We start from the raw sequence: 14205 nt of genomic DNA on the forward strand, positions 1-14205 counted from the left end.
CTCCTCCTCTTTTCTCCTTTTTAACTATCTCTCGATTGCCATTTTTACAGAATCAACAAATTGATTCACGTCTCTTTGTGTAACAAAAATATTAATAGCTTGGTTAAATTGTGTCACAACTCCCTCAGAGGCTGCCGAACCATGTGCTAAACTAGGTGCTAACTCACCATTGTTAAAATCTTCAATCGTTTCTTGACCATATACATCATATTTTGATAAATCAGCATCTACACGTGCTGGAATCGAACCTTTAAGTGGATTGAACGCATCTTGGCCATCAACAGATCCTAGAACCGCTAAGAATTGCTTGACTGTTTCTGGGTTACTTACACCTTTAGGTAAGCCAAATGTATCAGTTATAACCATAAATGAACCTTCTGTGCCTGGAGTTGGAACCCAGCCAAAATCTTCTTTTACTGTTAAATTTAAATCATTCACGAAATAACCTTTTGCCCAGTCCCCCATTACATTCATAGCAGCTTCACCATTAGCAACTAATTGCGCTGCATCCTGCCAGTTACGTGAACTATGATCTTCGTTAACATAGTTAAGCATTTCACCAAAGATCTCAACAGCCTCTACGACAGAAGGATCATCAAACGATCGTTCACCAGTCCATAATGCACTGTAATTATCTGCTCCTAAAACACCTAGCAAAACGTTCTCTAAAAGATGTGACGCGGTCCAAGGTTCACGGTCCCCAAGAGCAAGTGGAGTAACACCTTTGGACTGTAATTCTTCAGCTACTGCGAAGAATTCATCAAATGTAGTAGGTACTTCCAATCCATGCTCTTCAAAAATAGCCGTATTGTACCAAAGTACATTGGATCTATGGATATTTACTGGTACCGAATAAATATCTCCATCTTTACTTACAAGTTCAATTAAATCTTGAGGGAACTTATCCATCCAGCCTTCTTGCTCATAAAGATCATTGATAGGCTCCATTTGTCCTGCGGCTACCCACGAATCATTCAACTCTGCACCACCATGAACCTGGAATGTTCCTGGTGGATCATTTCCTTGGATACGACTAGTTAATACAGCTTTTGCATTTGTTCCTGCACCACCAGCAACAGCTGCATTTTCAACTGTTATATCAGGGTACTGTTCTTCAAATAAATCGATTAATGCAAGTAAACCATCTTCTTCTCCTGCACCAGTCCACCAACTAAAAATCTCAACAACTTCTCCATCTGATGATGCTTGAGGCGTTTGTTCTCCCTCTTGCTCTTTTGTTGGTTCAGAAGTACTTTCATCAGCACCACAAGCCGTAACGGTTAAAAGAGATAGTGCTAGAGCCGAAAAACGCAACAGCCATTTCTTTTTCATTGTCTTCTCCCCTTTTTTAGATATCTACCTTACAACTTAAATTTATCATGCGTTCCTCAGTTAGGTAACCGCTTTCATCTGTACTCTTTTGTCATCTTCTGCACTATTTTGTTTTCTTCATAAAAAAGGAACCTCAACTAATCAAATAGTTGAGGTTCCTTTTTTATGTAATATTAAATTGCTTTGCTCTGTAGGCGCTAGGACTTTCTCCTGTTGCTTTTTTATAAACACGACTGAAATAATTCGGATCTCTATACCCAATTTCTGCTGAAATTTCCTTTAGACTCATCGTTTGGTCATTTAATAACTCCACGGCTCTGTCCATTCTTAATTGTGTTAAGTAATCGATAAACGTCATTTGAAATCGGTCTTTAAACAACTTGCTAAAATAAAATGGACTTAGACCCACAAAATCGGCTGTATCATCAAGTGTTACGACCTTATTATAGTTTCTATCAATATATTCTTTTGCTTGTAACATAAGACCTTTTACATCATTCTGACGCCATTCTTTTATTTCTTTAATGAGTGAAACCAATTGGAGCTTAGCAAACTCCTTCACTTGATTCAACGTTGTAAAAGAATTAAATTCCTGTTGGACAGGTAAATGAATGCCTATTTCAATCATCATTCGTGAAATCACAATAAATAAATCCCTAACACTCACTTTGACCTTTCCTACATGAGCATAGGTCGCCTCAACGATCGTATAAAAGTATTGCTCAAACAAACGTAGAGCCTCATCTTTGTTGCCATTTTTGATAGCTTCTAGTAATTTCTTTTCTTGCTCGAACGGGATTAACTGCTCTCTATTTTTTTTGATCCGGTCATCATAGATCATGTAGTTTGCTGACTTCGTACTCAAAACAAATTCTAAAGCCAATAATGCCTCTTCGTAAGACTTCGAAAATTGATCTAGTTCTTTAACGATGGATCCTACTCCTGCTATTAGGCGGCACTTCTGCTTAAGGTATTTAAACTTATGAATGATGTTTAAAACGGTCCGGTCAATTTCTTTCGTATCGTCTGTTCTTTTATCTACTAACATAAAAACAGGGACATGCAGACCCATCATCGGCCCTACTAGACTATTGTTCATTTCTACTTGAATGATATTTTTAAGGTGATTGTACCATTCTAATTTCTGTGATTTACTCATTTCCCTTTCTCGATGTTCAAATGAGAACGTCAAAGCATATCCATCTTTCCCTTCAATATTTAGCCATTCACTCCATTCAGAAATACTAAATTCTTGAATATGGTCCATTAATAAATAAACAATGGACTCTGTTTGGACAAAAGAAGAGATTCGCTCCAATCGATTCGTCATCTTTAATTTTTCGTCTTCCTCTTGTTGTAGCTCCTCAATTTCTTTTACCATACGATCTAGAGCTGCTAAAATATCATTTTTTTTACTTGGTTTTAATAAGTATTCTTTTACGCCATATCGCATTACTTCCTGTGCATAATCAAACGTATTAAAGGCTGAAACCATAATAAATTTGATTAGAGGGTGTTCCGCTTGAATTCTTTTTACTGCCTCAACCCCGTCGATACCAGGCATTTTTATATCCATAAGTACGATGTCAGGCTTTAAACTAGTAGCAAGTTCAATCGCCTTTCTTCCATTTCCCGCCTCACCAACGATATGAATATTGGGTCTTTCTTTCCCTATAATGAACTTTAGACCTTCACGTTCGATTACTTCATCATCAACGATCAATACCTTTAGCATTGCTTCTCCCCCTTGAAATGAATTGGCAATTTCAACCTAATAACCGTACCTTCTCCTATGCCTGATCTAATATCCATTACATCGTTGTTCTGATAGAAAATTTCCAATCTTCTTCTTACATTTTTTAAGCCGATTCCAGTTGAATGTCCTGTCTTTTTTTCAATGGAAGGGCTTTCTTTATTCTCATCTGTTAATAAACTCTTTCTTGTCTTTTCGTCCATCCCTATACCGTTATCACAGATATCAACGATCAAATGTTCATCCTGCATATATATATTTAAAGAAATGTGAGCCCCTTCTTCCATTTCTTCTATCCCATGAACAAAAGCATTTTCAACGATAGGTTGAAGGGTTAAACAAGGTATTGGAAAATCCATATCTACATCCTGACAATTGACCTTAAAGGATACACGGTCACCAAATCGTGTCTTTTGAATGTAAAAGTATTCCTTAACAATCTTGACTTCCTCTTCTAACATCATCGTCTTATCTAAGTTCCCAAGATTATAGCGAAGTAACGTTGAGACAGAACTGATTAAATTTCCAGTTCGCTCAGCACCTTCTAAATAAGATGTTTTTAAAATGGCATTCAATGTATTAAATAAAAAATGAGGGTTAATCTGATTTTGGAGACTTCTCAATTCCATTTCCCTAAGGGCTTGATTTAATTTTGAATTCTCCTTAATTTCCTCCACTAACTGTCGGATGTTCCCTCTCATATCATTAAATGTTTTAGCTAGGAACCATAGCTCATCTTTAGAAGATACCTGAACCGCTTTTCCATTAAAATTCCCTCTCGAAATTTCATTAGCAGCTGTATTTAGTTTAGATATAGATTTCGTAATACCGGTTGAGAACCAAACGGCAAATAACGAGCTAACAATAAGACTTGCAATTAAGATGGCAACCCCCATATAGTTGGTCAAGCGCTGCTTTTCAACCATTTTCTCATAAAATTGGTGGTAGTCTGTTAACTCCTCATTGATTAGAGACAAAGTTGTCTCATGGATGTAAGTGGAGATTCTCTCCGTTTCAAATAAATTTACATAATAGAGTTCTACACTCCCTAATTCAAAGCTTAATAATGTTCGCTCAGATTGTTCCAACAAGCTCGTAAGCATATTCTCATAATTTTTAATTTGAATACTATTATTGGAGTCTTGTTTAAGAGGTTCGAGTTGGGCTTGTAGAGAATGCAACTTCTCGACATTTTTTTTGTAATCTAATAATAAGTCTGGTGAATCTTCAATGATATAAAGCGTTAATTTTTCATAGATAGCATTCGTTGTTTGAGTAATTTCATTTAACAGTAAGAATCGTCTAAAATTCTCATCATACGCATTTACTGTGTTTCTATTATTTTGATACAAAGAGAATGTAACCGTTATCGTAATGAATAATAAAGTAACAAAATAAATCAATAATTTCGTTCTAATCTTAATCATATGTATCACCAATCACTTGCATCTCTCGCTCGATATTGGTTAAATCTTTTTTACGAATAATGGTCGTATTGGTGTGATTCACAGTTGATTTAGGTTGAAAGTGGATCTCCTCCATTAAAATTTCAACACTTTTAAATCCCATTTCAAATGGTTCCTGGGCTACAATAGCCTGAATTTCATCCTTTTCCAGTAATTCAACTGTTTCTACGAGCGTATCAAACGCAATGACGTACAAATCATTTTTTTTCGTTTTATGAATGGCAGCCACAATCCCACTACCGTCTAAAGCGCTAGTACCATAAAAAGCGTTAATTTCCTCATGTTGTTTTAATAATTGATAGGCTTTTTGTTCAGCCTCTAGTCGTGAAATATTTGATTCTTCGATCGCTACTACATTAATCCTGTCTACATCTTTTATCATATCCATAAACCCTTGCACCCTTAGCTTTTGATGTTCTGAATCAAAGTTCCCTGTGATAATCCCAACATTTACTTTTCCTACAGTATCTTCAATGATTGTCTTACCAGCTAGAATGCCAGAATAATAGTTATCCGTCCCTATGTATGCAGCTCGGTCGCTTGTAGGAGCATCCGTGTCGATCGTTATAACGGGGATCCCTTTCTTTACAGCATCATTAATAATAGGAGAAAAATCTTCCTCACTTAAAGCCTGTGTAATAATCCCATCTACCTTTGAAGCAACAGCCATTTCCACAAGCTTAATATGTTCTTTCAAATTCGATCGTTTTGGACCTTTGTATTCAACATATACATCATAATATTTCTCTGCTTCCCTTGCCCCTTTTTCAACTAATCTCCAATAATCGTTATCTACCTCTTCACTTATTAATACAAAATGATAGCTAGGCAATTTTTCTTGTGTCTGCTGCATTAATTCATTGTCTATTGTAAATAATTTCGAAATAGACATACTTATAAAAATAAATAATGTGATCGTTGTAAGCACACCAACTATGAATAGATAGAGCTTTAAATGACGATACATTCAATTCTCCCCTTTTACCATTTTATGTATGAAGTTAGGAGGAACTCTTTTATGATACGATTTATAGTTCGATTTCTGTTATGAATGAAAGCAAGTAGGACGAACGGAAGTATTGATTGAATATTCAGTCCTCTTAGTATAGAGATCGACCTATTTTTACAACTCCATCAAAAAGAGACAAAACCATACTTGTAACAAGTAGTCAGTTTTGCCGATTTAACAGTAACAACCCGATATGTACACGCTTTCTTATATATTACTATACGATATATAGATAAGCAACTTTTTCCAAACATTAAAAAAACTTCTAAACTGACTTTTAAGTAAGAGTTTCAATCTTATAGATTAAAGGTGCAGACTTATATATCCTTAAACTCTAAGTCTTTCTCCTTAATAATGGTTATATCCGATATCGCTGTCATGGTTTATACTAGAATTAGTAGAGAAATCATTAATAATTTATATATCGTTTTTTAAAGGGGTAGAATCTATGACATTTCTAATCTTCTGTATGATTGCATATATGATCGGTTCTGTACCTACTGGAAAGATCGTCTCTCGATTGAAGGGGATAGATATTCAAGCGATTGGAACGAAAAATATAGGAGCAAGCAATGTTTATTTAAATTTAGGGAAAAAAATGGCGATCCTTGTCTTAATTGGAGACATGGGGAAAGCGTTCTTAATGGTAACGTATGCTTCACAATATTTCAGTGTGGGTCAAACCATGTTTATCGGCTTGTGTGTGATTATTGGGAACTTGAAGTCTATGTTCTTAAATTTCACCGGTGGAAAAGGGATTGCGACTAGTTTAGGGATTTTCCTAGCAACAGAGCCGATCGCTTTATTCGTTTTAGGTTTCTTATGGTTGCTAGCTTTACTATTTAAGAAATATAGCTTACTCGCGGGTATTGGCGCTATTCTATTAATTCCTTATCAATATGTTTGGTATGGCGAAATCATTGCTGTCCTATCGGTTTTTCTTATTATTTTATTTATGTTATTAAAACATCAGGAGAATTTTGTTTGGGCTCGAGTGAAGTAAGGATGTTTCATTAAATGATTTGTATAAAGACTTCCCCCCGTGCACGAATGCACGGGGGGAAGTTTTTCCTTATAGCTTCCAGAAACCTAGCAACTCCTTAAGAACCTTACTTAGGAATAGGTAGATACACGTCAATAATCGTTCCTTTATGTTCTTCACTTGATATTACAATCGAACCATTGTGATTTTCTATTATTTTTTTGCTTACCATGAATCCGAGACCTGTTCCTTTTTCTTTAGTTGTATAGAAAGGTTGTCCAAGCTTAGACAAGATAGATTTGGATATCCCTATTCCTTGATCAATAAAGCTAATGACAATCTCATCTTTCATGTTACTCTGAGCTTTTATTAGTAATTCTCCTCCACTCGGCATGGACTCAATCGCATTTTTAATCATATTGATGCACACCTGCTTAAATTGATTCTCTTCACACCTGACTAGGATCTCATTTGAATCAAATTGCGTGTTGATTTGTACATTGTTCAAATGAGCTTGCGCATCCAATAACGTAATGACATCCTTAATGACGATCAAAATATCCTTTGTCTCAAAATGAGTGACTTGTGGTTTGGAGAGCATTAAAAGTTCAGTCAAAATTAATTCAATCCGATCTATCTCTGATTTGATGATGTCGTAATACTTCTTTTTTTCTTCAAAATGATCAGAGTGTAAAAGTTGAAGAAACCCTTTAACCGAAGTGATCGGATTGCGTATTTCATGGGCAATACCCGCAGCCAATTCACCAGCAATCGATAGTTTCTCCGTCTTAATTAATAAGTCTTGAGCCTGTTTACTCTCCGTGATATCGCGAACGATAACCGCTCGTCCATTAAATTTGCCCTCTTTGTCCAACAATGAAAAGCTCGATAAGAGTACATGAAGGTTACGACCATCCTTGGTAATTCTAACCGTCTCATACCCATCGACATTTACACCTAATGCGCCTAAACTTCTATTACGATTCACTTCATACCTTTTCTCTTCTGGAATTGACGGTATGTCGTTGGCATTCAAACCTAATACTTCATTTTTGAACCAGCCAAAAACATCCTCAAACGCCTTGTTTACGGTAATTAACTTATCATCTCTATCAAAAATCAAAATAGGGTCTAAATTTTGTTGAATAAAGGATTGGAGTTGATGCTTAGTTGCTTTTAACTCCCCCTCCATTTTTTGATGTTCTTCCTTTCCATACTTGAACGGAGGGATGACCTCTCTTTTTTGATAGAGACTGGATTTGACCAATGAACCATCAGTCATAAAGTATTCATGATTCCCTAATAACCTATTTTGCAAGGAAGCTGAGATCTGATGGCCATTATAAGCACAAACAGATATTAGTTTAGCTTCACGCACGCAATGATCTGCCCTATTTTCAAATTCCTCGAGTTTGGAAATAATATCATCTTGTTCTTTCCATACAACATTTGACCAAGTTCGAATGGGAATTTCTTGATCTCGTAATGGTTCTAAAAGCATAGTGAAGTGCTTTACAATACTCTCACTTTGAAAATCTTCAAATAAACAATAGAATTCATAATTATCAACATATTGAATAAGATCTATTTCTCTAATCGATAATACTTCCTGAAGTCTCTGATAAATGAGTTTGTAATTTGCCTTATTATCAATGATTAAAAGATGGTGCCCCTGTTCCATACCCGTAACAATAAAAGAAACGGCATTCTCTATATAACTCTCAGCTTCATCGTAAACATATAAGATATGACCCTGATTTGAGACTTGTATCATTTTGGTTAGTTGTATGATGTTCTGTTTCATTTCATCCCATCCCTCTCATATGAATACTATAATGTTCATCTCCATAAAACCTATAATGCCTTTACCTTTTCAACTTTATTTGTGTATAAGATGGAGGGATGTGGAATGGTTTTATCTCAAAATTATTTTCTTCACGTCTACTCTTTACTCCATCCAATCGTAAATCACGGCTTAACTAAATCCTTCCTTTCATCATACCATGTCATTTCCTACATTTTCTTTTTTTTTCACTATGAATTCAATTATTCTTATCTACATCGCCCACTCTTTTCTCTCTATAAAAAACAACATCTTCCATGTACTAAATTTTTCTTTGTATGAAGGTTTGACTACCTTAAAATTCGGGTAAAAGTAAGAAAAAAGGTATAGTATAGCCATTTTAGGAGTGAAAGCGGTGTTTTTAAAAGACAATTGGAAAGTAGTTTGGCAAGGAATTGAATATCATGTAGGTATCATAGAGCGATTAGATGGCCTTCAAGTTTTAAAGAGAAACGATGATGATTTTTTTATTGCACTGGTTGAACATCCAATTTCCAAAGTGAAAGTAAAGGAACTAGGATTAAAATATAACCATATTTACTTTATCTACACATACCAAGAATATAAGCACGAGCCTTACCGTGTAGTATGCTATAGAAATAAAAAAATCATCACCTCAGATACTACGTGGTTAAGTCTTATGGATGTACTGAAATATTTATATGATGGCTTTGGGTTTGATTTAGAAGAGGAATACGAGTTAATAAGTGAGTAATGTAAAAAAGGTGTCTGACCCACTGAGTGCTTTAAAGCGGGTCAGACACCTCTTATGTGGTTTAATTATTTCTTCCCTCTAGAATCAGTTGTTTAATTTCTTGAATATCTCTCTTTAGTTCTTGATTTTCTTTGTGTAATCGATTCATCTGTTCCTTTTGAATCGCTTCGTCATCCTGGCCCAAATAGCTTAAAATGACGGCAACAACAAGGTTTAAAATAACCAATGCTCCGATGATGATAAAGGAGACAAAGTAGGCCCAAGCCCACGGTATCTCATGAATAACCGGTCTTGCTACTTGGCTAGCCCACGATTCAAACGTTACGACCTGCAGCAAAGTAAAGAGCGCAGTATGAAAACTCCCAAAGAACTCATACGGAAGAACCTCACTAAAAAAGGTTGTTCCTATAATCGCATAAATCGAGAAAATCAAAATCGATAGCCCTAGAATCCCCGTTAACGCTGGAATGGATTTCATCAATGAGTCTATAATTTTCCGTAATGCCGGAATCGCTGGAATCATCCTTATTAAACGCAATACCCTTATTAACCTCAACACGCTAACGAAAGGCGTTGAGTAAAATAATAAACTACCTATGACAATGCCAAAATCAAACATATTCCATCTATCAGAGAAATATCCTCTGAAACCGAGACCAATGACTTTAATAAGTAGCTCGATTACAAAAATCCAAACAATGATTTTATCTATGGCTAGCAGTAAACTATTACCAGTTACATACGTCTCGGATACGATAATAAGACCGTTGAATAGGATCATTCCTATCACAATCGGCTGAAAATATTTATGCTCCACTAACTGTCTAAACATCTCTCTTAAGGAGCTTTGATTATTCACTTCTTCTTTTCTATTTAATTCCATTGTCTCTCCCACTTTTCCCTTCTATCCATATGCTTACTCTATCTAGTATTATACCAGTTTACGATTAGAATCATGACTATAGCATACAAAATACTATATTCCAATTGATGACAATATTATGAACACCAAAAAGCAAACAATAGTAAGCTGTTCTCCCTAAGTTCTTGTCCACCGTTCCTTGTAAGTAAAGTATATGATATGGTACATGTATGGAGATTTGATTTTTTTGTTCCTTTTTATTGTCCATCATAATGCGTTCATAGCTTTAATGAATCCTCTAGAACTATAATACACTCTTATTACCTAAGGATAGATCAAAATCGCTAGAAATTTACACTTCAACTGTCTATACAAAAGGTTCCTGATTTTACTTTAAAGTCTACCTTTTCAAATGTCAGACATACTTTCCTAAACAAAATGCTATTAACACCCCACAATTGAACGTGCATATTAAATATATCTTTCCATGTCATATATTCGAAAAATCTAGGAAGGAACTTACTATTAATGTACCTTTTATTTCCAGGTTTCCAGGTTTCCAGTACCTGAACCCTAATAAATGTGCATGGGATCGGCATTATTTAAATAATATTCAGGTACGATATATGACCAAAAATCTTCATTTTTAAAGTTTATTTTTAATGTTAACATGTCTTCGGTTTCTGTTACCCGACAACCAGTGCATAAGTAAAACACTTTAAGAAAAAACTAATTCTGAATAACTTTAAAGGGGGGGATCGTATTGGCAACTGGAAAGAGCTTTAATCATAAGAAAAAAAGTCATCCCGGTGCATTTCCAAAAGGAAGCGAAATGAAAAAACCGAAAAATAATATAGAAGAAGATGGATATTTGGTGACAAAAGAGGCTTTTAGAAATCGTGTGACGGAAGAGTAAAAAAATAGTCATGGTAAGTCCCTAGGAATTAAGTGCCTCTTTCCAGTGTAGTAATGCTTTACTATACTGGAGTCAGGCACGTTTTTTATACTAACAAAGCCCATAGCTTCTGAATTGATCCGTTTCCTATCTCGTTTTATTATAAAACATTTACTTCGATCGAAACAAATGAACTGAGTGCCTTTATCATGTCATATGAACCTCGTAATTTTAAGGCGGATGAAATAATCATTTTTGTACACAAAAAAGTTCCCAGTGATTTATGCTTTGACCCTGATACTATAAACTACACTTATAGGCAGTATTTAAGCGTTCATTGGTCTAATAGTGAAATCTAGATCAATGACCATCTCCCACTTCAGTATCGACAAGCTCAAACGAGATTCGATATGGCTTAAAGTGAACATGTTTGTTAATTGCATAAAGGTCGTGAGGTGCACATAAGAAGAGTGCTAGCGATTCGTGGTACACATAGCGGTCAATTTCCTTCGCTTTATCGAGTAATTTCTGCATATTCGTTTGATTTGTCATGGAATGGAAATAATTCTTCAAATCGTGGTAGTTTAGGACCAGCCCGTAGTGAACCATCTGAGCCCAATAATTCCCGATGAAAAAAGGCTGGTGTGCCTTCATAAAATAACGTATAAGGAGCTGGATCCGCAATACTCTTCCACTAGGCCAATTGGCGTCTTGAAAAAGTTGATGTGCATGACTAGGATTAAACTCGACTGGAGATAAATCGTCCGGAAAATCAAACGCTCACGGTGGCGTTAATGCCGGAATAGGTTCTGCATAACCGTAAAAGGCGTTACGTATGATTTCTTCACGATTTACTGCAAGATTTAAAGCGAAACGAAGCTTACGCTCATTAAAATTCACATCATGTTGAAAACGATTAAATAATCCTGCTACTACCCGATTTCCACCAACAGTGACGAGCTTTGCATATGGAGATACGCTTACTTGGCTTGCTTTTTCCGGTAAGACATTTGAGACAATGTCAACCTCACCCTCCATATTCATACTTAAATGTAAGGCTTGCTCTTTTGTAAGATCGTTTCGAAAGACAACTCGCTTTAATGTGATTTCACAAAATAAAAAAACAAAAAAAGTGTCCCAACTCCTCACTTCTGTGAGCTTGGAGACACCCTTTTTCACCTTATTGATTAACGATAATTCGGTAGCCAATCTCCATGCGCCTCGATTAGTTCATCACACATAGCAATGATGTCATCCATCGACAACTCTGCATTCGTGTGTGGATCTAAAAGAGCTGCTTGGTAAATATGTTCCTTTTTCAATGTCAGAGCCGCTTCAATCGTTAGTAGTTGCGTATTAATATTTGTACGGTTCAACCCAGCTAATTGTTCAGGAAGATCACCAATGTAGCAAGGAATGATTCCGTTCCGGTCTACTACGCAAGGCACTTCAACACATGCATTTTTCGGTAAATTTGAGATCAATCCACCTGTATTTAACACATTACCTCCAAATTTAAATGGTATATTCGTTTCCATTGCTTCAATGATGTATGAACCATATTCATGTGATCGCGCGTGTGTTAATTGTGTATTACTAACCATCTCCTCGCGCATGTCTTCCCAGTTTTTGATTTGATTCACACAACGATGAGGATATTCATCTAAAGGAATATTGAAACGGTCGATCAACTCTGGGTAGCGGTCTTTAATGAAATATGGATGGTATTCAGCATTATGCTCGGATGATTCCGTCACATAGTAACCAAATTTATCCATTAACTCAAAGCGCACCATATCATCATGCTTTATTTTTTGTTTTTCTTTAGCTCGTTTTTTAATCTCTGGATAAAGGTCTTTTCCATCCTTTTTCACTTCTAAGAGCCAAGCCATATGGTTGATCCCAGCAATTTTTTCTTCTACACCCGTTGAATCCATATCGAGTGATTGGAATAAGTGGTCTGTACAAACTTGGACGCTGTGACATAATCCAATTGTCTTGATATTAGTGAAGCGTAGCATCGCCCCTGTTAGCGAAGCCATTGGATTCGTGTAATTTAAAAACCACGCATCCGGGCAAACTTCTTCCATATCTTTTGCAAAATCAAGCAAGACAGGAATCGTGCGTAAGCTGCGGAATAGACCTCCGATTCCAATTGTATCTGCGATCGTTTGGCGTAAGCCATATTTTTTAGGAATTTCAAAATCGATCACGGTACTCGGCTCATACCCTCCGATTTGAACGGCATTGATGACATACTTTGCATTTGTTAACGCTTCTTTGCGATTTAAGTAAGACTTCACCTTAATAGATGGATTGTATTTACGAGCTAAGTTCAGTAACATTTGTTCGGAATCTTTTAATCTCGTTTCGTCAATATCGTGTAAAGCAAATTCAAATCCGTTTAAAGCAGGAACAAACATGCAATCTCCTAATACATTTTTAGCAAATACCGTACTTCCAGCTCCAATGAACGTAATTTTAGACATTTAAAGTCCTCCTCTAGGTAATCTTAGAATTTGTTATAAGGTAATACTCAAAAACTAGCCTTTTACTGAACCTGATGACAATCCTGCAATAAAGTATTTCTGTAAAATGAGAAACAACACAATCATTGGTAACGAGGCCATGAGTGCAGCAGCCGCTACTAAGTTTAGATTGTTTTGATTTTCACCAAAGAAGCTAGCTAATGTTACCGTTAATGTGTGTACACTTTTATCTTGTAAGAAGAAAATAGCAAACTGGTAATCGTTCCAAATGAATACACATGAAATAATTAAGACCGTTGCGGTTACTGGCTTTAATAACGGAAAGATAATATTAAAAAAGATTCTAATGGTGCTCGCTCCATCAATTTTCGCAGCCTCTTCTAATTCTTTTGGAATGGTTGAGCGAATAAAACCCGCATATAAAAAGATCGTTAACGGTAGATAAGCTGCGACGTTATTAAAAATCGCGATCTCATGAGTGTTGACCATCCCCATATTAACGACCAATTGATACAACGGCACTAATGCCGTTAAAGGAGGAATCACCATAATGGAAATAAAAATGTAATACACCACTTTATTCAATTTCGTCTTCACTCGAGCTAACGGATAGGCCGCCATTGACCCTACAAGAATAAGGAGAATAGCCGCTCCTGCCGTAATGATCATCGAGTTCATAAAAGCATTTGCTAAATTGGCACGTTCCCAGGCACGAGCGAAGTTCTCTAATGTAAAATAGTCTGGAAACACCCACCTCGAGCTAAAATCATTACTAACTTTTAATGAGGTTGTGGCGAGAATGTAGAAAGGGATGATATGAATCAGACAAATGAGAAAGGCTACAATCGTTAAGATCATC

At 36.0% G+C, this 14205-nt stretch carries 13 protein-coding genes; 3 read left to right on the forward strand and 10 right to left on the reverse strand.

The window, feature by feature from the left end; translation table 11 throughout:
• Positions 1–24: 24 nt before the first annotated feature.
• From PQ474_RS17990 to PQ474_RS18005, 4 genes are all read right to left on the reverse strand, one after another.
• Complete coding sequence (locus PQ474_RS17990; RefSeq protein WP_273846148.1) at positions 25–1332, reverse strand: ABC transporter substrate-binding protein; 1308 nt, start codon at positions 1330–1332, stop codon at positions 25–27.
• 163 nt (positions 1333–1495) lie between these two features.
• The gene (locus PQ474_RS17995; RefSeq protein WP_273846151.1) at positions 1496–3067 is read right to left on the reverse strand and encodes a response regulator transcription factor; all 1572 of its coding nucleotides are present in this window, start codon (positions 3065–3067) and stop codon (positions 1496–1498) included.
• Entirely contained in the window at positions 3061–4512 is a 1452-nt protein-coding gene (locus tag PQ474_RS18000; RefSeq protein WP_273846153.1) for a sensor histidine kinase, read from the reverse strand. The genes PQ474_RS17995 and PQ474_RS18000 overlap by 7 nt, the downstream gene beginning before the upstream one ends.
• Positions 4505–5518 carry a sugar-binding protein gene (locus PQ474_RS18005; protein ID WP_273846155.1) on the reverse strand — a complete coding sequence of 338 codons (1014 nt, stop codon included), beginning with the start codon at positions 5516–5518 and terminating at the stop codon, positions 4505–4507. The genes PQ474_RS18000 and PQ474_RS18005 overlap by 8 nt, the downstream gene beginning before the upstream one ends.
• 490 nt (positions 5519–6008) lie before the next feature.
• Here PQ474_RS18005 and PQ474_RS18010 point away from each other — a divergent pair, with 490 nt between their 5' ends.
• Positions 6009–6563, forward strand: coding sequence for a glycerol-3-phosphate acyltransferase (locus PQ474_RS18010; RefSeq protein ID WP_273846157.1), 555 nt, complete (start codon positions 6009–6011; stop codon positions 6561–6563).
• A gap of 106 nt (positions 6564–6669) precedes the next feature.
• Here PQ474_RS18010 and PQ474_RS18015 read toward each other — a convergent pair whose 3' ends face one another.
• A complete protein-coding gene (locus PQ474_RS18015; protein ID WP_273846159.1) occupies positions 6670–8346 on the reverse strand; it encodes an ATP-binding protein in 1677 nt (558 codons plus the stop codon).
• Between the two features lie 394 nt (positions 8347–8740).
• Here PQ474_RS18015 and PQ474_RS18020 point away from each other — a divergent pair, with 394 nt between their 5' ends.
• A complete protein-coding gene (locus PQ474_RS18020; protein WP_273846162.1) occupies positions 8741–9100 on the forward strand; it encodes a hypothetical protein in 360 nt (119 codons plus the stop codon).
• A 61-nt stretch (positions 9101–9161) separates the two neighbouring features.
• On the opposite strand, the gene PQ474_RS18025 is transcribed toward PQ474_RS18020, so the two are convergent.
• The gene (locus tag PQ474_RS18025; RefSeq protein WP_273846164.1) at positions 9162–9995 is read right to left on the reverse strand and encodes an ion transporter; all 834 of its coding nucleotides are present in this window, start codon (positions 9993–9995) and stop codon (positions 9162–9164) included.
• A 730-nt stretch (positions 9996–10725) separates the two neighbouring features.
• Between PQ474_RS18025 and PQ474_RS18030 the strand changes: the two genes are divergently transcribed.
• Positions 10726–10878: a hypothetical protein gene (locus PQ474_RS18030; RefSeq protein WP_273846165.1), complete on the forward strand. Its 153-nt coding sequence runs from the start codon at positions 10726–10728 to the stop codon at positions 10876–10878.
• Positions 10879–11217: 339 nt separating this feature from the next.
• On the opposite strand, the gene PQ474_RS18035 is transcribed toward PQ474_RS18030, so the two are convergent.
• The 4 genes from PQ474_RS18035 to PQ474_RS18050 all read right to left on the reverse strand — a co-directional run bounded on the left by PQ474_RS18035 (position 11218) and on the right by PQ474_RS18050 (position 14204).
• Positions 11218–11541 carry a hypothetical protein gene (locus PQ474_RS18035; RefSeq protein ID WP_273846167.1) on the reverse strand — a complete coding sequence of 108 codons (324 nt, stop codon included), beginning with the start codon at positions 11539–11541 and terminating at the stop codon, positions 11218–11220.
• 96 nt (positions 11542–11637) lie between these two features.
• A complete protein-coding gene (locus tag PQ474_RS18040; protein ID WP_273846169.1) occupies positions 11638–12066 on the reverse strand; it encodes an ABC transporter substrate-binding protein in 429 nt (142 codons plus the stop codon).
• Positions 12045–13346 carry an alpha-glucosidase/alpha-galactosidase gene (gene melA / locus PQ474_RS18045; RefSeq protein WP_273846171.1) on the reverse strand — a complete coding sequence of 434 codons (1302 nt, stop codon included), beginning with the start codon at positions 13344–13346 and terminating at the stop codon, positions 12045–12047. The genes PQ474_RS18040 and melA overlap by 22 nt, the downstream gene beginning before the upstream one ends.
• Before the next feature lie 54 nt (positions 13347–13400).
• Positions 13401–14204, reverse strand: coding sequence for a carbohydrate ABC transporter permease (locus PQ474_RS18050; protein ID WP_390186253.1), 804 nt, complete (start codon positions 14202–14204; stop codon positions 13401–13403).
• Position 14205: the final 1 nt, after the last annotated feature.

The sequence above is a fragment of the Halalkalibacter alkalisediminis genome (assembly GCF_028610705.1).
Classification (GTDB): Bacteria; Bacillota; Bacilli; order Bacillales; family Bacillaceae_D; genus Halalkalibacter; species Halalkalibacter alkalisediminis.

What these genes read in the sequence shown, in the direction of transcription:
- PQ474_RS18050 (WP_390186253.1), bottom strand. Translation starts at nt 14,204, where the DNA reads ATGATCTTAACGATTGTAGCCTTTCTCATTTGTCTGATTCATATCATC.
- PQ474_RS18000 (WP_273846153.1), bottom strand. Translation starts at nt 4,512, where the DNA reads ATGATTAAGATTAGAACGAAATTATTGATTTATTTTGTTACTTTATTA.
- PQ474_RS18005 (WP_273846155.1), bottom strand. Translation starts at nt 5,518, where the DNA reads ATGTATCGTCATTTAAAGCTCTATCTATTCATAGTTGGTGTGCTTACA.
- PQ474_RS17990 (WP_273846148.1), bottom strand. Translation starts at nt 1,332, where the DNA reads ATGAAAAAGAAATGGCTGTTGCGTTTTTCGGCTCTAGCACTATCTCTT.
- PQ474_RS18010 (WP_273846157.1), top strand. Translation starts at nt 6,009, where the DNA reads ATGACATTTCTAATCTTCTGTATGATTGCATATATGATCGGTTCTGTA.
- PQ474_RS18015 (WP_273846159.1), bottom strand. Translation starts at nt 8,346, where the DNA reads ATGAAACAGAACATCATACAACTAACCAAAATGATACAAGTCTCAAAT.
- PQ474_RS17995 (WP_273846151.1), bottom strand. Translation starts at nt 3,067, where the DNA reads ATGCTAAAGGTATTGATCGTTGATGATGAAGTAATCGAACGTGAAGGT.
- melA (WP_273846171.1), bottom strand. Translation starts at nt 13,346, where the DNA reads ATGTCTAAAATTACGTTCATTGGAGCTGGAAGTACGGTATTTGCTAAA.